This window comes from Tenacibaculum sp. FZY0031 (assembly GCF_036350695.1).
In the GTDB taxonomy this organism is placed as follows: domain Bacteria; phylum Bacteroidota; class Bacteroidia; order Flavobacteriales; family Flavobacteriaceae; genus Polaribacter.
This window is the reverse complement of sequence record NZ_JAZDVY010000003.1, coordinates 166,869-186,046: the sequence shown is the minus strand read 5'-3', so window position 1 is coordinate 186,046 and position 19,178 is coordinate 166,869. Positions and strand designations below refer to the sequence as shown.

Genomic DNA, 19,178 nt, shown 5'->3' with positions numbered 1-19,178 from the left:
AGGGCTTGACAAACTTTTTATGTGTGAAAATGTGTTAATTTTTTCTAAAAAAGAAGGAGGGTATTGGTTGATTAAAAAGTTATTCTTTTCCTGAAATTTTGTAATCCAAAGGCAGCATATTAGCAAAAGCTTCAAAGCCCCAGTAGCCTTCGTTAAACACCGCATTAGGATTTATAAGAATTCCCGATTTATCTATTTGAGCATTTCCTTCTAATAACACAATATTTGAGGTTTGTACACCACTCGCTTTTTTTCGCTTTCCAAACATACCGATTAAATAATTTTCTTCTTCAGGTTCTTTAGTGTAAATAACCATTAAGTAATTTTTAAAATTTAAATAGGGGATATTGTTATTGTACGTAATCATATTGTGATAAGAAAGATTTGTTTTGTAAAGATAATCTTGATATTTAGGAAGTTTTGCTTTTTGAAGAGTCACAATCATACTATCTAAGGTCGTTTTTGGATAGGATATGTTTCTAGATAAATGAATGGGTTTGTTATAAAGCTTAATAAATTCTCTGGCAAAGTTAATTTTCTCTTCGAAGGGTCTATCGGGATTAAGAACTCTTTTAAACTGATTGACTACAAAACCAGTTTCTTCTAGGTTCTTTGAAGTTAGACTTCTTAAAAAATGCATTTGAGAGCCGTTGTATGCTTCAAGCCTGTTTTGTTTCCATCTCCTTGTTACCTTTTTTTTAAGGTTTTTGTAGCGAGCCAATCCACTAAAAAATAACTGTTGTCCTTTTAGGGTAAAATCAACTAAATCATAAGTAATTATATAACCCAAGCCTTGATGTTTAATTCTAAGAGGTTTTTTAGCAAAGGCTGTAAGTGTGTTTTTTTTGGGGCTATATTCAAAATAGATGTCTTTTTCATTTATAATTTTACACGTTTCTGCGAGTTTTGTTCTTCCTAAAAAGGCTTGTTTAAAACGAGCTAAATTATATTCCCAGTTTTTATCGTAAACAGTTTTCTTGATTACAACTTCGTTTAAAATACTACTGTCTTCTTCAAGTTTAATGTTAATATTTACATCTTTTTTTTGAGGAGTAATTAAAAGCTGTTTTGTTTTATAGCCTAAAAAAGAAATAACTAATGTATAGTTTCCTTCTTTGATTTTTAACTCAAATTCTCCTTGAGAATTTGTTATTGTACCAGTAGTAGTGTTGTTAAAGTAAACAGAAGCTCCTTCTAGAGGTTCATTGGTTTTTGAGAAAACATTTCCTTTAATTAAGATTTGAGAAAATGAAATTGCGTTTACGAAGAGTAAGAAAAGAAAAAGTCCCTTTTTCATGAAAATTATTTTCCATAAAAATAGGGACTTATTTAAAGTGATAAAATTTTATGTATTAATTCTCATCAATCAATCCAGCACGCCTTAATAAAGCATCTGGTTTTGGCGCTCTTCCTCTAAAACGTTTGTATAATTCCATAGGCTCTTCTGTTCCTCCTTTAGATAATACGTTGTTTTTAAATTTATCGGCAACCTCTTTGTTAAAAATACCTTCCTCTTTAAAATATTCAAAAGCATCGGCATCTAACACTTCTGCCCATTTGTAAGAGTAATATCCAGCGGAGTATCCGCCTTGAAAAATATGAGAAAAAGAAGTACTCATACAGTTTTCTGCTACATCAGGGTATAATTTAGTTTCAGCAAAAGCATTGGCTTCAAATTCTTTAACATTAGTAATCGTTTCAGGAGCATCTCCAGAGTGCCAAGACATATCTAATAACCCGAAGCTTAATTGACGTAAGGTTTGCATTCCTTCATGAAAACTTGCAGATTCTTTAATTTTTTCAACATATTCCATAGGAATAACCTCACCAGTCTCAAAATGTTTAGCAAACAGTTCTAATGCTTCTTTTTCGTAACACCAGTTTTCTAAAACTTGGCTAGGTAACTCTACAAAATCCCAAGAAACAGAAGTCCCTGATAAGCTTTTGTAAGTCGTATTAGCAAGCATTCCGTGTAAGGCGTGACCAAATTCGTGGAATAAGGTAGTAACCTCGTTAAAAGTTAATAAAGAAGGTTTAGTTTGTGTTGGTTTGGTAAAGTTACAAACGATAGATACTTGAGGTCTTTCGTTAGTATCGTTACTCATGTATTGTGATTTATAAGAAGTCATCCATGCCCCGTTACGTTTTCCTGGTCTTGGATGAAAATCAGCGTATAAATAGGAAACAAAAGTACCCTCTGTATCTGTTACAGCATAGGTTTTAACATCTTCATGATACTTGTCAATAGTGTCAATTTCTTCAAACTGTAAATTATACAATTTGTTAGCAACAGTAAACACCCCGTCAATTACATTCTCTAACTTAAAGTAAGGTTTCAATAACTCTTGATCTAAGTTAAATAATTCTTTTTTTAGCTTTTCTGAATAGTAAGCACCATCCCATTTTTGCAACTGGTCTATTCCGTCGAGTTTTTTAGCATAGGCTTCTAAATTAGTAAATTCACGTTGTGCAGCAGGTTTTGCTTTTGCTAAGAGTTCATGTAAAAACGCCATCACTTTTTCAGGAGTTTCAGCCATACGCTCTTCTAATACAAAATGAGCATGGGTTTTATATCCTAAAAGATTTGCTCGTTTGTGGCGCAAGGTTACTATGTCTTTTACAATTTGCTCGTTGTTGTATTCATTTTGCTGAAATCCTTTTTTACCAAAAGCGATTGCTAATTTTTTTCTCAATTCTCTATTATCAGCATAGGTCATAAAAGGAATATAACTTGGATAAGCTAAGGTAATCATCCAACCCTCTTTATCTTTTGAGTTCGCTAGTTCTTTAGCAGCTTCTTTAGTGCTTTCTGGTAAGCCAGCTAAATCATCTTCATTGGTAATTAATAATTCAAAAGCATTGGTTTCAGCCAATACATGCTCTCCAAACTGTAACGATAATTTTGCTAACTCAGTATCAATTTTGCGAAGCTCAATTTTGTCAGTTTCCTTTAAATTCGCTCCGTTACGTGCAAAGCTTTTGTATTGCTTATCTAACAACATTTCTTGTTCAGGAGTCAGGTTTAAATCTGCCAATTGATCGTACACGGATTTTACACGTTTAAATAGCTTTTCATTCAGAATTTTATCATTTTCAAATTCACTCAACCAAGGCGAAATATCTTTTGCTATTTTTTGGATTTTAGTGTTAGTTTCCGCAGAATTTAAATTGAAAAAGATAGCAGCAGCTCTATCAAGCGTATTACCTGTATTGTCTAAAGCAACTGTAGTATTTTCAAACGTTGGAGTTTCAGGGTTCTCTACAATTGCATTAATTTCGTCTTTGGCTATGCGTATGGCTTCTTTTATAGCAGGGATGTAGTGTTCTTCTTTAATTTGAGAAAAAAGAGGAGTATTAAAGTCTTGTAAAAGTGGGTTTTTAGTCATGAAAAATTCGTTTTAATAATTGAAGAAACCTCACAAATAAAAAATTTATGAGGTCTTCAAGTTAAATAGAGTACTAAGGTACTTATTTTTTTACGCTTTCAGAAGCTTTTTCAACTTTCAGTTTTAAGCCTTCTTTATAAGCGATTATTTTATCTAATACACATTTGTCTGAAGCTCCAATAATTTGTGCAGCTAAGATTCCTGCATTTTTAGCTCCATCTAAAGCTACAGTAGCCACAGGAACGCCCCCTGGCATTTGAAGAATAGATAAAACAGAATCCCAACCGTCAATAGAGTTTCTACTTTTTACAGGAACTCCAATTACAGGTAGCGGACTCATACTGGCTACCATTCCAGGTAAATGAGCAGCCCCCCCAGCACCAGCAACAATAACTTGTACGCCACGCTTGTGTGCATTATTAGCATAATCGAATAATTTTTCAGGAGTTCTATGCGCAGATACGATATCTACTTCAACTTGAATATCAAAACTCTCTAAAATATCAATTGCTTCTTGCATAATTGGAAGATCTGAATCGCTTCCCATGATAATTCCTACCATAAATTTATGTTTTTGTCATCTCGAGCGTATCGAGAGGTTATTTTGCTATTACCTTAATAGTTTCTTTTACTTGTTGAGCGACTTTTCTCGCCTCATTTATATCTTCGTTCACAATAGTTACGTGTCCCATTTTACGGAAAGGCTTGGTTGTCTTTTTTCCGTAGATATGAGGAGTAACTCCGTCAATTTTTAAAATCTCCTCAATGTTTTCGTATACGACATCTCCAGTATAGCCTTCAGCACCCACTAAGTTTACCATAATACCGGCTACTTTACTATCGGTATTTCCTAACGGAAGGTTTAAGATACTGCGTAAATGCTGTTCAAATTGACTAGTATAACTTGCTTCAATAGAATAATGTCCTGAATTATGAGTTCTTGGGGCAGCTTCATTGACTAAAATTTCGTCATTTTCAGTTTGAAACATTTCTACAGCTAACAATCCAACAAAATCAAAAGCATCCGCAACTTTTAAAGCAACTTCGCGTGCTTTTTTGGCAACTGCTTCTTCAATTCTTGCAGGACAAATTACATATTCTACCTGATTTGCTTCTGGGTGAAACTCCATTTCAACTACAGGGTAGGTCTTAGTTTCTCCACTGGCATTTCTAGCAACAATAACAGCTAATTCATTTTTAAAAGGAACTAGTTTTTCAGAAATACATTCCCCAGTAGGGAGGTTTGCTAAATCGTTAAAAGTACGAACTATTTTTACTCCGTTACCATCGTATCCAAATCGAGCTGATTTCCATACAAAAGGATACGTAACTGCTTCGTTACTTATGGCGTGTTTCAACTCTTCTAAAGAAGTAAATCTAGAAAAATCAGCAGTAGGGACGTTATTATCGTGATAAAACACCTTTTGATGTGCTTTATTTTGAATAGTTCTTAAGTTTTTAGGCTTCGGAAAAATGGTTAATCCTTCAGCTTCTAAAGCATCTAAGGCCTCAATATTTACGTTTTCAATTTCTATGGTTAACAAATCTACTTGTTTTCCAAAATTGTAAACAGTATCATAGTCTAATAAATCTCCTTGATGGAATTCGTTACATAGCTGGGCGCAAGGAGCGTCAGCATTTCCGTCTAAAATAACAGTATAGATATCGAATTTTTGCGTTTCGGTAAGTAACATTCTTCCTAATTGACCGCCTCCTAGAACACCCAATTTAAAGTTTGAAGAAAAGTAGTTTTTCACGATAAATGTGTTAATTGTGTTGTTGTTGCTGCAAAAATAAGAATCTAATTGTTAGTACAAATAGTATTAACGAGATATTCTTAACTGATTGCTACTAATAGGAGTCACAAAATACATTAAAGCACTGCAGCCTTCACCGTCTAAAGGAGCACCACCAGAAAGGTAGTTGTATTTTTTATCATCACAAGGACAGGTAATTTCTACTCCGTTGAAAGTCATTAAAGAGTTACAGTTTTGCTCTGGGCATTGTTGGTCAAAAGCTCTGTAACCAGAAGTTCCTGTTCTAAAAATAAAAACATTTCTTCCCTGTATCACATTTTGTGATTCTCCTCCAGGAACTAATAAACCACTAAATTCTGGAAGCGATAAATCAATAATGGCATTCATTTTTATTCCCGAAAAACAATTATTAATAGGAGTGTTATCACTACAGTTAAAACAAATTATCACGAGAAATAAATAAAATATTTTTTTCATTTTTTAGTATAGAAGTTGTTATTGTAACGCAACGAAGTTACAAATATTTTGTACATTTGTAAGACAATCTCATTCCTAACGGCGTGAGATTTTTAAATTTAACCCACAGGGTTCTAGGAAGAAAAGTTATACGCTTTATATAAACGTTAAGCAAAGCGTATAAAAGTTTGTTGATTTTAAAAAGAGAGAAGAGATGAGTAATGTATCATATTATACGGAAGAAGGATTAAAGAAACTTAAAGAAGAATTAGCGCATTTAGAGCAAGTAGAAAGACCACGTGTTTCTCAAGAAATTGCAGATGCTCGTGATAAAGGAGATTTGAGTGAGAATGCAGAATACCACGCTGCAAAAGAAGAGCAATCGTTGTTAGAAACAAAAATTGCAAAATTAAAAAACGTAGTAGCAAACGCTCGTATTATTGATGAAAGTCAGTTAGACATGTCTAAAATTTTAATCCACTCAATAGTGAAGATTAAAAATTCAGTTAACGGAATGGAGTTTACGTATACGCTGGTAGCAGATAGCGAAAGTGATGTTAGAAATGGAAAGTTATCTGTTAATTCACCAATTGGTAAAGGATTGTTAGGTAAAAAAGTAGGGGATGTTGCCGAAATACAAGTACCTAACGGAATTATGAAGTTTGAAGTAATGGAGATTTCTCGATAAGAGAAAAAACAAATACAAAAGAGTAAAGATTTATTCGGGTTTTAGCTTCGCTAGAACCCGATTTCTTTTTTATTTTTACTGTAAAATTAAATTTAAAAAAATGGCAAGTATTTTTACAAAGATTATAAACGGAGAAATTCCATCGTATAAAATAGCAGAAGATGATAACTATTTTGCTTTTTTAGATATCAATCCAAATGCAAAAGGACATACGTTGGTAATTCCTAAACGAGAGGAAAATAAATTATTTGACTTATCGAAAGAAGAGTACGACGGATTAATGTCTTTTTCTTACAGAGTAGCCAAAGCGATTGAGAAAACTATTCCTTGTGAGCGTGTGGGAATGAGTGTAATTGGCCTAGAAGTACCTCATGTGCATGTGCATTTAATTCCGTTACAAACCATGGAGGACATCCGATTTGTAAAGAAAGAAAAATTAACAAATGAAGAGTTTTTAGCAGTTGCTGAAGGGATTGCTAAGAATTTTGAATAAATAAAAAAAAGCTATGAAAAAGTGGATAAAAGAGGGGATAGTCTGGGGAGTAATTATGTTTATAATGATGATGATTATTTTCCCTTGGATTGAAGGAGAAGAAATAACTTTAAAAAGAATGCTTGTAGGGGCGCTTATATGGGGAGCTGGAGGATTGTTTTACGGTTTTTTAATGAGTAAAGTAAAGGCAGATAGTTAAACCTTATTCAATAAGATTTCAAAAGTAGTTCCTTTTCCTATTTCAGATTTTAATACGTGTATTCTTCCGTTGTGGTAATCTTCAATAATACGTTTAGAGAGTGATAAACCCAGACCCCAACCACGTTTTTTTGTGGTAAACCCTGGGTTGAATATTTGTGAAAACTGTGTTTTAGGAATTCCTTTACCAGTATCAGTAATTAGAATTTTTACATTTTTAGCGTTTTTGCTAATGCTAACAGATAAACTTCCTTTACCTTGCATAGCATCAATAGCGTTTTTAATTAAGTTTTCTATTACCCAACCATACAATTCGGTATTTAAGTTGGTGCGGATTTCTTCAGCTTCAGTAGTAAAAGAAAAAGAAATTTGTTTGGAGCTTCTATTTTCTAAGTAGTCATAAGCAGCTTTAGTAATCAATACAATGTTGAAAGGTTTTAACTCTGGAAGAGATCCAATTTTAGAAAAACGATTTGCGATGGTGTTTAAGCGTCGCACATCTTTTTCAATTTCATCAACATAATCACTGCTAACATTTTCAGTACGTAAAATAGCAATCCAACCCAATAAGGAAGAAAGTGGGGTTCCTATTTGATGCGCAGTTTCTTTGGCCATACCTGTCCACAGCTTATTTTGTTCGGCTACTTTGTTAGATTTGTATACCATGTAAATAATGGTGAGAAACAAACCTAAAATTAGTACTAAGGCAAGCGGGTAGTATTTGAGTTTGTATAAAAGATCAGAATTTCTATAGTAGATATGTTCTTTAATACCTAGGTATTCTATAGCAATTGGTTCATTTTGGTGTTTCATAATGTTCAATTGCTGTTGAAGATACTTTGGGTCTGTAGATTTTATAGAATCTAAGTTGTGGAACTGCTTTATCTGTCCATCTTTACCAACTAAAATAGACGGAATATTCTCTATGGTTTCGTAAACTTTGTTTACTAAATTAAAATTACCATTAGAGTCAGGGTTTGAAGCTACTTCCTTAATTGCAGTAGCATAAATCTCCATTTTAGCGCGTTCATCCTTTTTAAATTTTTGAAAAAACACATAGGTATTCCATAAAATAAATAAAACGATAAGTAAAGAAATACTAATCGCTATTCGCTTAATCCAATAAGTATTTGTAAAAAAAGCCATCTATCAAATATAAACTATTCTCTAGAATAACTTGATAATTGAAATTTTAGTTCAATTAAAATAAAACTATATAGTTAATTTGGTTGCGGAAGAGGTTTAAACTGTAAAGGTTCATATGAGCATCCAATGATACAGGTGTTTACTTTATTTGGTGCTGCGTAATTATAATCTAATACATCAATTAATTCTGCTAAAGGAATAAAAGCAAAAATCAGAATAAAAAGAATACATGTATATTTAATAAAAGGAGAAACACTTTTTGTTTCTACATATTCAATATTAAGTTGATCATATCTGTTTTTCATAAAGTAAAAATAGTAAAAATAGAATTAAGTAAAACTGTAGTATATTTACACTAAAATTATACAGAATGTTATCAATAAATCCTAAAGATATACCAACTTCTAAACTGCATGGATATTTATTAGGAGCTGTAGCTCCAAGACCTATTGCTTTTGCAAGTACTGTAGATGCAGATGGAAACCCCAATTTATCACCATTTAGCTTTTTTAATGTATTTGGGGCAAACCCGCCAATTATGATTTTTTCTCCAGCACGTAGTGTACGAGGAAATAAAACCAAACATACGTTAGACAATGCTGAAGCAACCAGAGAAGTAGTTATTAATATTGTAAATTACGATATTGTTCAGCAAATGTCGTTGAGTAGCACCATGTATCCTAAAGGAGTAAACGAGTTTGTAAAAGCTGGTTTTACAATGTTACCATCAGATGAGGTAAAACCGTTTAGAGTAGCGGAGTCTCCTGTACAATTTGAATGTAAAGTAAAAGACATCATTTATACGGGTGAAGAAGGTGGAGCAGGAAACTTAATTGTGTGTGAGGTAGTAAAACTACATGTAAATGAAGATGTGTTAGCAGAAGATGGTAGCATAGATCAACATAAAATAGATTTAGTAGCCAGAGCAGGAGGAAATTATTACAGTAGGGCTAGAGATGGCTTTTTTGAAATACCCAAACCATTAACTACCTTAGGAATTGGAGTAGACCAAATACCTACAGAAATAAGAAATAGTAGCGTGTTAACAGGAAATAATTTAGGGATGTTAGGTAATGTAGAACAGCTACCTACGGAGGAAGCTGTTAATAACTTTGCGAAAGAACATTTACAATTTGTGGGGGTTTCAACTGAAAAAAAACATACTTTTGCACAAGAGTATTTACAAAATAATGATGTAGAAAGTGCTTGGAAGGTACTTTTAATTAAATAGATTAGAAATGGAAGTAATAGGGAAAATCAAATTAATTAACGAAACGCAAACATTCGGATCTAACGGATTTAGAAAGCGTGAAATGGTCGTAACTACTGATGAGCAGTACCCACAAATGATAATGATTGAATTTATTCAAGATAAATGTGATTTATTAAATACTTATCAAGTAGGGCAAGACGTAAAAGTTTCTATTAATTTAAGAGGTAGAGAGTGGATCAATCCACAAGGAGAAGCAAAATACTTCAACTCTGTTCAAGGATGGAGAATTGAAAACTTAGCACAAGCTGCTTCTCAAAACATTCCACCAGCTGACCAATTTGAGCCAGCTCCAGATTTATCTGCAAACGAACCAGATGATTTACCTTTCTAAAAGAATATTTAGAAGACTATGAATACAAAAAGAGCGCTAATTTAGCGCTCTTTTTTTTGTTTTGCGGAAAACTACATATATCCTTACGGATATCCCTTTTAATGTATCAAAAGACGGTCATATATTTGTATCATAATCATTCAATAAATAATTATTGATTGAGAAATTTAAGGGGAAAATAAAAACCTTCTGATTCAATCAGAAGGTTTTTTACTTATATGAGTGTTAGTGGTGTGGTTACTTTTTGTTTGGCTTTTTCTCTGGCATCGGACCTCTTAAATGAATAACTAATCCGTTTAAAAAGTTACGTAAAAACTGATCTCCGCACTCCACATACTTAGGATGGTCTTCTTTTCTAAAGATTGCGTTGATTTCCGATTTAGAAACTTTAAAATCTACCAAAGCGCAGATGTCAATAATATCAGTATCTCTTAATTTATGTGCTACTCGTAGCTTTTTAAAAATATCGTTGTTAGTTAGTCCCATAATTGTTTTAAGTTAATTTACTACCGAAAAAATAGCCCATGCATAAATAGCAAAACGAGCAAAACGAAATAAGCCTACAAAAACTACATTCTTAAAAGGGTATTTAATCATACCAGCAGTTAAACAGCTAATGGCAAAAGGTAGTGGTAATAGTGCACCTACTAAAATTAAAAATCCACCCCATTTACTAGTGTTTTTAAGGTTTTTAGCCATTTTAACTTCTAAGTAATTTTTTACAGAATCTATCTTTAAAGAAGCTCTACCTATAAAATAAGCACACAAACCTCCTACATAAGATAAGGTAGCTAACAAAGAAATATTTACAATAGGGTCGGCTGTTTTCTTAGACCATGCGATGAAAATCTCTGGCGGAATTAATCCTAAAATTGTTTCCGAAATAAAAAAAGTAACTAAAACTCCTGTTCTAGAAAAAGTTTCGGTCATATGTTGTAAACCATCGTTAATATTATAAACATACTTGTTAAATAATAATATCCCTACAACAGCTCCAACAATTGGCCAAAAAGCTTTCTTCAAGCTAATCCAAATGAACATGTAAAAACCAGTGCGATTATAATAGTTGTGTAAACGTTTATAATGCGGCTTATCTATTTTCTTTTTGTTATTTTTTTTATTCTTTTTACTCATCGCTAAAAAAGCCTCTAATTTTTAGGAATAGCAAAAGTACGAGGTAATTGGAAATTACACCAACAAATATTTGTTAATTATTACAGGTTTGCAATGGCAGCCTCAGCACAACGTTCACCGTCCATTGCGGCCGAAATAATACCACCCGCATAACCACCCCCTTCACCACAAGGAAAGAGTCCTTCAATTTGTGGATGTTCAAGGTTTTCTTTTCTGGGAATATTTACGGGTGATGAGGTTCTAGACTCCACTCCAACAATGTTTGCTTCCGCAGTATAATAGCCATGCATTTTTTGTCCGAAAGCTGCAAAACCCTTACGTAATCTGCTTCCAATCAATTTAGGAAGTAATGAGTGTAGCGGAGAAGAGTTCAATCCGGGTTGATACGAACAATCATTTAAAGAAGAAGACAATCTACCTTCCACAAAATCGGTTAAACGTTGTGCTGGGGCAACTTGACTTTTTCCGCCTGCGTTAAAGGCTAACTTTTCTAAATCTTTTTGATATTGTAAGCCTTTTAAAACTCCGTATTTTTCATACTTCGGTAAATCTTTATCTACATTAATTTCAACTACGATTCCCGAATTTGCAAACTTGTTATTACGACGCGAAGGCGACATTCCGTTTACCACCACTTCACCATTGGCAGTTGCCGCAGGAACAATGAATCCACCCGGACACATACAGAATGAATACACTCCACGGTTTCCAACTTGGTGTACTAAACTATACGCAGCAGCAGGCAATAACTCATCACGTTGACCCGAACAACTATACTGAATTTGATCAATAATTTCTTGCGGATGTTCTACACGAACTCCCATCGCAAACGACTTCGCTTTTAGCAAAATGTCTTTTTTATGCAATAGTTCGTATATATCTCTTGCAGAATGCCCAGTAGCCAAAACAACAGCATTTACAGCCATTTCAGTCCCGTTTTGGAGTTGTATAGCTTGTAGTTTATTGTTTTTAACGATAAAATCGGTCACACGGGTTTCAAAATGTACTTCTCCACCGTGTTTTAAAATCGTTTCGCGAATATTTTGAATAATCTTCGGAAGTTTGTTCGTTCCTATGTGCGGATGTGCATCGACTAAAATTTGATCGGTAGCACCGTGATATACTAAGTTTTCAAATATTTTACGAACATCACCACGCTTTAAACTACGGGTGTATAACTTTCCATCCGAATAGGTTCCTGCACCACCTTCACCAAAACAATAGTTAGAATCTGGATTTACCTCATGAAATTGGTTAATAGCACGTAAATCTCTACGACGGTCTTGTACATTTTTACCACGCTCTAACACTATAGGTTTGTATCCTAACTCAATACAACGAAGCGCTGCATACATTCCCGCAGGACCAAAACCTACAATATGAATTTCTTTCGCATTCGATACGTCTTGATATTCAAAAATATAATCAGGAGTATCAGGTTGCGGTTCGTTAACGTATACCGCTACCTTATAGTTAAAAATAACTTCTTTTTTACGTGCATCAATCGATTTACGTAACACCTTTACGCTCGTAATATCAGCAATAGGAATACCTAGCTTCTTAGCAGCTTTTAGCTGTAATATATTGTCTTTGCGTTCTTCTACTAGATTAACACGTAATTGAAGTTCTTTTACCATACTGCAAAACTAGTTAAAAAAACAATCTGCTCATATCAATTTAAGTAATCCGTTGGTTGAATTTAGTATTTTCTACTTTTGTCTAAAGTCTATTGCTATTTAATTATTTTAGCAAATCAAACCCTACACTATGAAAATTACGCAGGTTATAGAAAATGTTTTTAAAAAATATGTACCCTCACCTTTTACCATCGCCATATTATTAACACTAGTAACTCTTTTATTAGCACTGCTTTTTACAAAACCAGCAGAAAGCTCAGTAGTAAACTATTCTTTAGAGGTGTTACAATTTTGGGAAAACGGAATTTGGTCTAACGGATTACTCGTTTTTGCTTACCAAATGATGTTGATTTTGGTGCTAGGGCATGTATTGGTGTTGAGTAAGCCTGTGAGTAATTTAATTTTAAAAGTAACAAAATTCTGTACCAACACAGCAAACAGTGCAGCTATTGTAAGTTGTACTACTATGTTGGTAGCTTTCTTTAATTGGGGATTAGGGCTCATCTTTGGTGCTTTGTTGGCACGTAAAGTAGCAGAACATGCGCAACAACATAATATCAAATTAAACTATCCAATTATTGGAGCGGCTGGTTATATGGGATTGATGGTTTGGCATGGTGGAATTTCTGGATCGGCACCGATAAAAATTAACGAAAGCGGACATATTAAAAGCATGATGCAATCGGTTTCTTCGGAAGAGGTTTTAGCTCAAATACCTGATGTGATTGATTATTCTCAAACGATTTTTAGTTGGTGGAATTTGCTGATTTTTTTCGTGGTAGTAGCGACGGTATCGGCAACCTTTTATTTTTTAGGAAAGAAAGCAGCTCCTACAGCAATTAATTTACCAGAATATAAAATGCATACCGATGAAAAGGTTAGTGCCCAAGCAGAAAAATTAGATAGTTCTCAATGGTTAGCCATTGCTTTTGGTGTGTTGATTTTAGTGGCGTTTGGTTATCGTTATTGGGCAGACATTCAGCAGTTAAAAATTACGCCTAACTTAATTAACTTTTTTATGTTAGGGTTGGGAATTATGCTACACGGAAGTTTTAAAAAGTTTACCAACGCTGTAGGGGAATCGATTAGTGATGTATCTGGAATTTTAATTCAGTTTCCGTTGTATTTTGGTATTATGGGCGTGATGAAAAGTACGGGAATGGTTACTTTAATTTCTGATTTTTTCGTGTCGATAGCAACCGCAACTACCTTACCCATATTTACTTTTTTTAGTGCTGGTTTGGTCAATATTTTTGTGCCGAGTGGAGGAGGACAATGGGTTGTACAAGGTCCTATTGTGGTAGAGAGTGCATTAAAATTAGGGGTTCCGTTACCTAAGGCAATTATGGCACTAGCATACGGAGACCAAATAACGAATATGTTACAGCCTTTTTGGGCATTACCCTTATTAGGAATTACGAAACTAAAAGCAAAAGAAATTTTACCCTACACGTTAATTGCAATGGTGGTAGGTAGCGTAATTTATTTGTTAGGACTTACCTTGTTTTAAGAGTTTATTGAGGAAATGCCAACGAACTTCGCTGATGGTGACTATACTTTGTTTTATTGATAAAACGTTGATGTTGAATTCACGGATATAGTATTTTTGTAAAAAAGAATGTAACGAATGATTTGGCTTTCTGAAAAAATAGAGTTTCCTCCGTATGAGTTGGCTACTGATGATGGTTTACTGGCTTTGGGTGGTGATTTATCGGCTGAACGATTGGTGTATGCCTACCAGCATGGTATTTTTCCGTGGTTTAATGAAGGGGAACCGATTGTTTGGTATTCTCCATGGGAGCGTATGGTGTTATTTCCTGAGGAAGTGAAGATTTCTAAATCGATGAAACAGGTATTGCGAAAAGGTGGTTTTACGATAACGGAAAACAAAGCTTTTGATGAGGTGATTTTTAATTGCCGACACATCAATCGTTTTGACCAATTAGGTACTTGGATTACCGATGAAATGGAAGATGCTTACATAAACCTACACGATAAAGGCTATGCAAAATCTATTGAGGTATGGGTGGACGATAAATTGGTGGCAGGTTTGTACGGAGTAGATTTAGGAAACGGGGTGTTTTGTGGCGAGAGTATGTTTAGCAAAGTAAGTAATATGAGCAAAGTAGCTTTTATCCATTTAGCACAAAAAGGAGGTTACAAGCTCATCGATTGCCAAGTATATAACGACCATTTAGCAAGTTTAGGTGCGAGAGAAATTCCTAGAGAGGAGTTTTTAAAGTGGTTGTGAACGGTTTTGTGTATGGGAATTGGTGGATTTCTACGGGTTAATTTTTTTCTTTAGAGAAAACCTTTATTTTATATTTTTGTCATATCACTTATAGATAAAGTTGTATACTGACTTTTTCCATGTGTAGCTTTTAAAGCTCTTTACAACCGCAGGAACGAAGATTAAATGTGCTTGAAAATTGACTAGTTAATTTAGTCCGTTATTTGTTTAATACAATTTTTAGTTTTAGATTTGCATACTATAATTAGCAAAATATATGTTTAATAATCAATCATCATCTGTTGTCGATAGACAAAGTATTCACGAAAAAACTCTAAAAGTTTCTTATAGAAAGGATTTTGGTGTTTTCTTGACGAATAATATTCTAACTGTTGATGAGATTTTAGATGTTGTTGATTTTAATGATAAAGAAATCTTGCATAAGAAATTCCTTGAACCATCTTGTGGTAATGGTGTTTTTGTTATTCGATTACTAGAAAGGATTTTTAAAGAAAAGGGTAATCCTTCCCAATTTCAAAATTTTGTAGAATCAAACATTTGTTTCGTAGATGTTGATGAGAAAATGGTTGAAAAAACCAAGCAGAATATAAAAGAATATTGTGAAATAAGATTTAATGAAGTCTATGTTGGCAGTTTCAATGCTTTTGTATATGATTTTACAAAAAGAATTAAACCTAAATATAATAACTCGTTATTAGATACAACTTTAGATGTGCCTCTTGCAAAATTTTTGCAAAGCATTGACTATGTAATAGGAAACCCTCCTTACGTTTCTTTATATGGAAGAAGAGACAGAAAAAAAGATGAGAATCAAAGAGTTTATTATTTAAATAGGTATTCGCAATTTCCCGATTCACTCAAGAATGGAAAAATCAATTATGTTATGCTATTTATTGAACATTCAATTGATTTCTTAAAAGAGAATGGGAAGTTAAGTTTTATTATCGATTTAGCATTTTTTGAAACCGCTTATGAGCATACAAGAAAATACTTGCTTGAGAATACTAAAATATTGTCCATAAAATATAATATTAAAGATTTTGAAGTTGCAAGTGGTCAAGTAATTTTAACTGTTCAAAAAACTAAAGTAGAAGATAACTTTGTCAACATTATTAATGCAGAGGATGATACTTTTATAGAAGTAAATCAAAAACTTTGGAATAATCCAAGCGACCAATACAAGTATAGATTTAATTCTTGTTCAAGAAGTGCTGAAATTGTAGAAAAGGTCATTGCTAAAAAATATCCTACTCTTAAAGAACTCTATCCGAAAAAGAATTTACGCACTTGTGTAATGCTTTTAAATATGGAAGATAGATTTGTTTTTGATGAACAAAAGCCAAAAAAGGATGTTAGCATATATCCATACCATCAAGGTTCTAAAGGATTAAAAGATAAGTATGCTCAAATGGAAAACTCGAAGTTTTTCCATTATGATAAAGTATTGCAAGACAATATAAATGATAAATTAAAAGCTGAACTAACTGCCAAAGGAATAAAAAATAAAAAGAGGTTAGGATTAGGTGAAACTGTTATTTATGATAACCCTAAAGTCTACATAAGACAATCCGCAAAAGAAATCATTGCATCCTTTGATGAAAAGCCAAGTTCTGCAAACAATAGTCTTTATGTATTTTCTTTAAGAAATAACTCGGATTCTACTATCCAGTTTTTGAAGTTTTTATGTGGTCTTTTTAACTCTGAACTTATCACATTTTATGCTCAACAACGCAAAATAATCCGTTTTTCAAAAGGCAAACAACCTCAAATTAAAGTTTCTGATTTATATACAATCCCAATTCCTACTGACATTACTGCCCAAGCTAAAATAGCTAAATTGGTTGATGTTATTTATTCCGATTTAGATAATAATGAAGAAATAAAAAGTCAAATTGATTCCTTCGTTTATAAGTTGTTTGGAATTACAAATGATGAAATAGACATAATTAAAAAGTCTATTTTAGATTTTTAATAGAATCCTCTTGATTTTTATTCTCTGTCAACAAATCTGATAGTTTTATTTCCATTGATCTAGTCTTTTTAAAGAAGCCTCCTTTTAAGTTTTCTAATTCCTCTGTAGCTTTCTTTAGCTTTCTCTTATTAGATTCAATCTTCTTTGTGAGTAGTAATTTAAGGAATTCTTCTCTTGTACGATATTCAGGTTCAGCCGAACCATTTACTTGCATTTGATTCGCTGGTGTTATTCTAAATGTAGGACTAATATCTTTTAAAAAATATGGTTTAACATATTTATCGTTAGCTTGAACGAATTCAAGACCTTTGTCGGTTCCTCTATAGAATACATATATGAAGACTAAATAGAAATTGTTTTCTAAAATATGTTTTATGATTTTGTCTGGTGTCCCACTGTCTGGATTCGTATCATCATTATCAATATTAACTGCTTTGAAATCTATCCAAACATCTTGTTTAAACCCTTGAACTGTATAATCCGTTCTTGCATCCCAAGGATTTTTAGTTTTACCTCTAGGCGATGCTTCAGAATTAGAGAAATATTTGTGTTTTTGAGTTTGGGCTACAAAATTATTTTCAAAAAACTTGCTTATTGCATCGCCAACTCTTTCTCCTTTTTTTACAGCAATATTTAATTTAGGGTTTTCAGAAATTATTCCTTTTACAACTAATTCTAATTCACTTATTAAATTGTCTTCGTATTTTTTTATTTCCATCTATTCAAATAGGTCAGTTACTTTTACTTCTAATGCATTAGCAATTTTTTGAATATTTATTAGAGTTATATTTTTCTCCGCTCTTTCAATCATACCAATATAAGTTCTATGTAAATCAGCTTTATGAGCTAATTCTTCTTGAGAAAGACTTTTCTCTTTTCGGATTTCTCGAACTCTTTCTCCGAATTTTATTAGTATGTTTTGTTTCGAATTCATTGCTAATTAAAGTACTCAAAGCTAACTTTAGTATTCAACTTGAACAACAGACTATAGTTAGCATTATCAGTCAGAAGTGAAAAAAAAGCAATGTGTACAATAGCACACTTTGCTTTTATGCGGCAGGATTTTTAGCTTGTTGGCAACTTGTTTATATAAGCACCTTTAGTGTTTTTTTTACGAATGATATGGAGGTATAATAGCATTTTTTTATCCAAATATAAAAAAATAAAAAGAGTACTAAGAGTTTAATTTAATAGGGTCAGTTAAATAAGCGTCCTTAAAACAGACGCTTATTTAGTAGTATAGATTTTAAACAGGACTCACTGGACCTGTAAGTGGAGTTTGAGCAGGTTTGGCAATTCCGTAAACCACTACAACTCCAGAGCCGCCACCCCAAGTAGAGTAGGCAGGGGCAGGTTTTGCTTCCATCACCGTTTGAGATAAGTTCCAGTTATTGGCACACCAAAGGTTTCCTACTTGGTCAACTACTACATCGGTCAACATTTGTATACTACCCGAATGAATGGTGTGAATTAAATCTCCTATAGTAAAATCTTCGGGACGTTCAGTTGGTGAAGCACCTGCCATAAACGATACGCCTCTTCCCATAAAGTTGGCAACCCAAACATCATCGTTCCTATCAATAGATACTCCCCAAGGAGCATTCAGTTCACCATCTCCGTAAGGTGTTAAATTAGATTCGTGGGTAATTTTATCAATCGTGTCTATAGGTGTAGCATCCACAGGAATCATAAAAACGGACCCTGTTTTATGTTTGCGACACAATTGTTTATAGCCATTGTTAGCCACTGGCATTTTATTCCGCTGCTAAATATTCTTTTGCCGTTAATACTGGAATTTTTGAATTTTTAAAGTCTTTCTTGTTTCTTGTCAGGATTATTTCGACTCCATTTTCTATTGCCGAATAATATTGAAGTCCGTCTTCAAAATCAAAAAACTCTTCATCGCTCAATGCTAATTCTATTATTTTATCATCTAAGTTTAGAATTTCAACTAATACTTTAAATTTTCTTAGAATTTCTCTCGCTTCTTTAGCTGATTTTTGCTTAGATAAGATATAATTGGTACTTGCAAATGTCAGTGACGAAATAGTCAATTTAATTTCCTTTTTATCGGAAAGTGAAAAAAGTTCCGCCGCTTCATTGTAAAAATTCTCTCGTTTTGCCAAAAGGTCAATCACAATATTTGTGTCAATCAAAATCTTTTTCATTTATATTTTTCCATTAGATACTCTGAATAGGCTTCCTTTTCATTGAAATCAGATGGAATTTCAATCACTCCACTTAAACTTTTTACCAACGGAGTTATTTCAGATGTTTTTTTTGACTTTCCTGTCAAAGTAGCCAAATAAGATTCAATCAACTTTGATAAGCTGATATTATTTGATTTAGCATAGATTTTTGCGTTTTCTATAATGTTCTGGTTCAGGCTCAATGTCAATTTTTTATCCATTACTTTTGATTTACGTGTAAAAATATAAAATTTTTACGTAAAACGC

23 protein-coding genes are annotated in these 19,178 nt (G+C 33.1%); 8 read left to right on the top strand and 15 right to left on the bottom strand.

The features are described from left to right. Positions 1–79: 79 nt before the first annotated feature. From V1T75_RS05190 to V1T75_RS05170, 5 genes are all read right to left on the bottom strand, one after another. Positions 80–1,297, bottom strand: coding sequence for a carboxypeptidase-like regulatory domain-containing protein (locus V1T75_RS05190; RefSeq protein WP_330487500.1), 1,218 nt, complete (start codon positions 1,295–1,297; stop codon positions 80–82). A 55-nt stretch (positions 1,298–1,352) separates the two neighbouring features. Then, positions 1,353–3,386 carry a M3 family metallopeptidase gene (locus tag V1T75_RS05185; RefSeq protein WP_330487499.1) on the bottom strand — a complete coding sequence of 678 codons (2,034 nt, stop codon included), beginning with the start codon at positions 3,384–3,386 and terminating at the stop codon, positions 1,353–1,355. Positions 3,387–3,468: 82 nt separating this feature from the next. Continuing rightward, the gene (purE, locus tag V1T75_RS05180) at positions 3,469–3,948 is read right to left on the bottom strand and encodes a 5-(carboxyamino)imidazole ribonucleotide mutase (protein ID WP_073181718.1); all 480 of its coding nucleotides are present in this window, start codon (positions 3,946–3,948) and stop codon (positions 3,469–3,471) included. 37 nt (positions 3,949–3,985) lie between these two features. After that, complete coding sequence (locus tag V1T75_RS05175) at positions 3,986–5,143, bottom strand: 5-(carboxyamino)imidazole ribonucleotide synthase (protein ID WP_330487498.1); 1,158 nt, start codon at positions 5,141–5,143, stop codon at positions 3,986–3,988. 66 nt (positions 5,144–5,209) lie between these two features. After that, the gene (locus tag V1T75_RS05170; protein ID WP_330487497.1) at positions 5,210–5,530 is read right to left on the bottom strand and encodes a Rieske (2Fe-2S) protein; all 321 of its coding nucleotides are present in this window, start codon (positions 5,528–5,530) and stop codon (positions 5,210–5,212) included. A 283-nt stretch (positions 5,531–5,813) separates the two neighbouring features. Between V1T75_RS05170 and greA the strand changes: the two genes are divergently transcribed. The 3 genes from greA (at position 5,814) to V1T75_RS05155 (ending at position 6,979) form a co-directional block, all read left to right on the top strand. Continuing rightward, positions 5,814–6,287 (top strand): transcription elongation factor GreA, encoded by a 474-nt coding sequence (greA, locus tag V1T75_RS05165; RefSeq protein WP_330487496.1) that lies wholly within the window; start codon positions 5,814–5,816, stop codon positions 6,285–6,287. 100 nt (positions 6,288–6,387) lie between these two features. Next, positions 6,388–6,780 carry an HIT family protein gene (locus tag V1T75_RS05160; protein WP_330487495.1) on the top strand — a complete coding sequence of 131 codons (393 nt, stop codon included), beginning with the start codon at positions 6,388–6,390 and terminating at the stop codon, positions 6,778–6,780. 13 nt (positions 6,781–6,793) lie between these two features. Then, positions 6,794–6,979: a hypothetical protein gene (locus tag V1T75_RS05155; protein ID WP_125343450.1), complete on the top strand. Its 186-nt coding sequence runs from the start codon at positions 6,794–6,796 to the stop codon at positions 6,977–6,979. On the opposite strand, the gene V1T75_RS05150 is transcribed toward V1T75_RS05155, so the two are convergent. Both V1T75_RS05150 and V1T75_RS05145 read right to left on the bottom strand, forming a co-directional pair. After that, positions 6,976–8,124, bottom strand: coding sequence for a sensor histidine kinase (locus V1T75_RS05150; RefSeq protein ID WP_330487494.1), 1,149 nt, complete (start codon positions 8,122–8,124; stop codon positions 6,976–6,978). The genes V1T75_RS05155 and V1T75_RS05150 overlap by 4 nt on opposite strands. 74 nt (positions 8,125–8,198) lie before the next feature. Further along, positions 8,199–8,429, bottom strand: coding sequence for a hypothetical protein (locus V1T75_RS05145; RefSeq protein WP_330487493.1), 231 nt, complete (start codon positions 8,427–8,429; stop codon positions 8,199–8,201). Positions 8,430–8,494: 65 nt separating this feature from the next. On the opposite strand from V1T75_RS05145, the gene V1T75_RS05140 reads away from it, so the two are divergent. Both V1T75_RS05140 and V1T75_RS05135 read left to right on the top strand, forming a co-directional pair. Then, complete coding sequence (locus tag V1T75_RS05140; RefSeq protein WP_330487492.1) at positions 8,495–9,355, top strand: flavin reductase family protein; 861 nt, start codon at positions 8,495–8,497, stop codon at positions 9,353–9,355. A 7-nt stretch (positions 9,356–9,362) separates the two neighbouring features. Beyond that, positions 9,363–9,728 (top strand): DUF3127 domain-containing protein, encoded by a 366-nt coding sequence (locus V1T75_RS05135; RefSeq protein ID WP_330487491.1) that lies wholly within the window; start codon positions 9,363–9,365, stop codon positions 9,726–9,728. A 237-nt stretch (positions 9,729–9,965) separates the two neighbouring features. Here the strand turns inward: V1T75_RS05135 and V1T75_RS05130 are convergent, their stop codons facing one another. The 3 genes from V1T75_RS05130 to V1T75_RS05120 form a co-directional block, all read right to left on the bottom strand. Next, positions 9,966–10,214 (bottom strand): DUF1456 family protein, encoded by a 249-nt coding sequence (locus tag V1T75_RS05130; RefSeq protein WP_330487490.1) that lies wholly within the window; start codon positions 10,212–10,214, stop codon positions 9,966–9,968. Positions 10,215–10,226: 12 nt separating this feature from the next. Next, positions 10,227–10,862: a YqaA family protein gene (locus V1T75_RS05125; RefSeq protein ID WP_330487489.1), complete on the bottom strand. Its 636-nt coding sequence runs from the start codon at positions 10,860–10,862 to the stop codon at positions 10,227–10,229. 80 nt (positions 10,863–10,942) lie between these two features. Continuing rightward, complete coding sequence (locus V1T75_RS05120) at positions 10,943–12,499, bottom strand: NAD(P)/FAD-dependent oxidoreductase (RefSeq protein WP_330487488.1); 1,557 nt, start codon at positions 12,497–12,499, stop codon at positions 10,943–10,945. Positions 12,500–12,629: 130 nt separating this feature from the next. On the opposite strand from V1T75_RS05120, the gene V1T75_RS05115 reads away from it, so the two are divergent. The 3 genes from V1T75_RS05115 (at position 12,630) to V1T75_RS05105 (ending at position 16,722) form a co-directional block, all read left to right on the top strand. Further along, positions 12,630–14,009, top strand: a complete 1,380-nt coding sequence (locus tag V1T75_RS05115) for a short-chain fatty acid transporter (protein WP_330487487.1) — start codon at positions 12,630–12,632, stop codon at positions 14,007–14,009. A 117-nt stretch (positions 14,010–14,126) separates the two neighbouring features. Next, positions 14,127–14,750, top strand: a complete 624-nt coding sequence (gene aat / locus V1T75_RS05110; protein ID WP_330487486.1) for a leucyl/phenylalanyl-tRNA--protein transferase — start codon at positions 14,127–14,129, stop codon at positions 14,748–14,750. Positions 14,751–15,006: 256 nt separating this feature from the next. Beyond that, positions 15,007–16,722 (top strand): Eco57I restriction-modification methylase domain-containing protein, encoded by a 1,716-nt coding sequence (locus V1T75_RS05105; RefSeq protein ID WP_330487485.1) that lies wholly within the window; start codon positions 15,007–15,009, stop codon positions 16,720–16,722. Here the strand turns inward: V1T75_RS05105 and V1T75_RS05100 are convergent. From V1T75_RS05100 to V1T75_RS05080, 5 genes are all read right to left on the bottom strand, one after another. Continuing rightward, positions 16,706–17,440 (bottom strand): hypothetical protein, encoded by a 735-nt coding sequence (locus V1T75_RS05100; RefSeq protein ID WP_330487484.1) that lies wholly within the window; start codon positions 17,438–17,440, stop codon positions 16,706–16,708. The two genes, V1T75_RS05105 and V1T75_RS05100, sit on opposite strands and share 17 nt — an antisense overlap. Further along, a complete protein-coding gene (locus V1T75_RS05095; protein ID WP_330487483.1) occupies positions 17,441–17,656 on the bottom strand; it encodes a helix-turn-helix domain-containing protein in 216 nt (71 codons plus the stop codon). A 312-nt stretch (positions 17,657–17,968) separates the two neighbouring features. Further along, complete coding sequence (locus V1T75_RS05090) at positions 17,969–18,412, bottom strand: hypothetical protein (protein WP_330487482.1); 444 nt, start codon at positions 18,410–18,412, stop codon at positions 17,969–17,971. A gap of 64 nt (positions 18,413–18,476) precedes the next feature. Beyond that, on the bottom strand, positions 18,477–18,890 hold the full coding sequence (locus tag V1T75_RS05085; protein ID WP_330487481.1) for a type II toxin-antitoxin system VapC family toxin: 414 nt from the start codon (positions 18,888–18,890) through the stop codon (positions 18,477–18,479). After that, a complete protein-coding gene (locus V1T75_RS05080) occupies positions 18,887–19,132 on the bottom strand; it encodes a DUF6364 family protein (RefSeq protein WP_330487480.1) in 246 nt (81 codons plus the stop codon). Before V1T75_RS05080 ends, V1T75_RS05085 begins: the two co-directional genes overlap by 4 nt. Positions 19,133–19,178 lie beyond the last annotated feature (46 nt).

Excerpts from the sequence above, each read along its gene's own strand:
- V1T75_RS05190 (WP_330487500.1), bottom strand. The coding sequence starts at position 1,297 with ATGAAAAAGGGACTTTTTCTTTTCTTACTCTTCGTAAACGCAATTTCA.
- V1T75_RS05185 (WP_330487499.1), bottom strand. The coding sequence starts at position 3,386 with ATGACTAAAAACCCACTTTTACAAGACTTTAATACTCCTCTTTTTTCT.
- purE (WP_073181718.1), bottom strand. The coding sequence starts at position 3,948 with ATGGTAGGAATTATCATGGGAAGCGATTCAGATCTTCCAATTATGCAA.
- V1T75_RS05170 (WP_330487497.1), bottom strand. The coding sequence starts at position 5,530 with ATGAATGCCATTATTGATTTATCGCTTCCAGAATTTAGTGGTTTATTA.
- greA (WP_330487496.1), top strand. The coding sequence starts at position 5,814 with ATGAGTAATGTATCATATTATACGGAAGAAGGATTAAAGAAACTTAAA.
- V1T75_RS05160 (WP_330487495.1), top strand. The coding sequence starts at position 6,388 with ATGGCAAGTATTTTTACAAAGATTATAAACGGAGAAATTCCATCGTAT.
- V1T75_RS05155 (WP_125343450.1), top strand. The coding sequence starts at position 6,794 with ATGAAAAAGTGGATAAAAGAGGGGATAGTCTGGGGAGTAATTATGTTT.
- V1T75_RS05150 (WP_330487494.1), bottom strand. The coding sequence starts at position 8,124 with ATGGCTTTTTTTACAAATACTTATTGGATTAAGCGAATAGCGATTAGT.
- V1T75_RS05145 (WP_330487493.1), bottom strand. The coding sequence starts at position 8,429 with ATGAAAAACAGATATGATCAACTTAATATTGAATATGTAGAAACAAAA.
- V1T75_RS05140 (WP_330487492.1), top strand. The coding sequence starts at position 8,495 with ATGTTATCAATAAATCCTAAAGATATACCAACTTCTAAACTGCATGGA.
- V1T75_RS05135 (WP_330487491.1), top strand. The coding sequence starts at position 9,363 with ATGGAAGTAATAGGGAAAATCAAATTAATTAACGAAACGCAAACATTC.
- V1T75_RS05130 (WP_330487490.1), bottom strand. The coding sequence starts at position 10,214 with ATGGGACTAACTAACAACGATATTTTTAAAAAGCTACGAGTAGCACAT.
- V1T75_RS05125 (WP_330487489.1), bottom strand. The coding sequence starts at position 10,862 with ATGAGTAAAAAGAATAAAAAAAATAACAAAAAGAAAATAGATAAGCCG.
- V1T75_RS05120 (WP_330487488.1), bottom strand. The coding sequence starts at position 12,499 with ATGGTAAAAGAACTTCAATTACGTGTTAATCTAGTAGAAGAACGCAAA.
- V1T75_RS05115 (WP_330487487.1), top strand. The coding sequence starts at position 12,630 with ATGAAAATTACGCAGGTTATAGAAAATGTTTTTAAAAAATATGTACCC.
- aat (WP_330487486.1), top strand. The coding sequence starts at position 14,127 with ATGATTTGGCTTTCTGAAAAAATAGAGTTTCCTCCGTATGAGTTGGCT.
- V1T75_RS05105 (WP_330487485.1), top strand. The coding sequence starts at position 15,007 with ATGTTTAATAATCAATCATCATCTGTTGTCGATAGACAAAGTATTCAC.
- V1T75_RS05100 (WP_330487484.1), bottom strand. The coding sequence starts at position 17,440 with ATGGAAATAAAAAAATACGAAGACAATTTAATAAGTGAATTAGAATTA.
- V1T75_RS05095 (WP_330487483.1), bottom strand. The coding sequence starts at position 17,656 with ATGAATTCGAAACAAAACATACTAATAAAATTCGGAGAAAGAGTTCGA.
- V1T75_RS05090 (WP_330487482.1), bottom strand. The coding sequence starts at position 18,412 with ATGATTCCTGTGGATGCTACACCTATAGACACGATTGATAAAATTACC.
- V1T75_RS05085 (WP_330487481.1), bottom strand. The coding sequence starts at position 18,890 with ATGAAAAAGATTTTGATTGACACAAATATTGTGATTGACCTTTTGGCA.
- V1T75_RS05080 (WP_330487480.1), bottom strand. The coding sequence starts at position 19,132 with ATGGATAAAAAATTGACATTGAGCCTGAACCAGAACATTATAGAAAAC.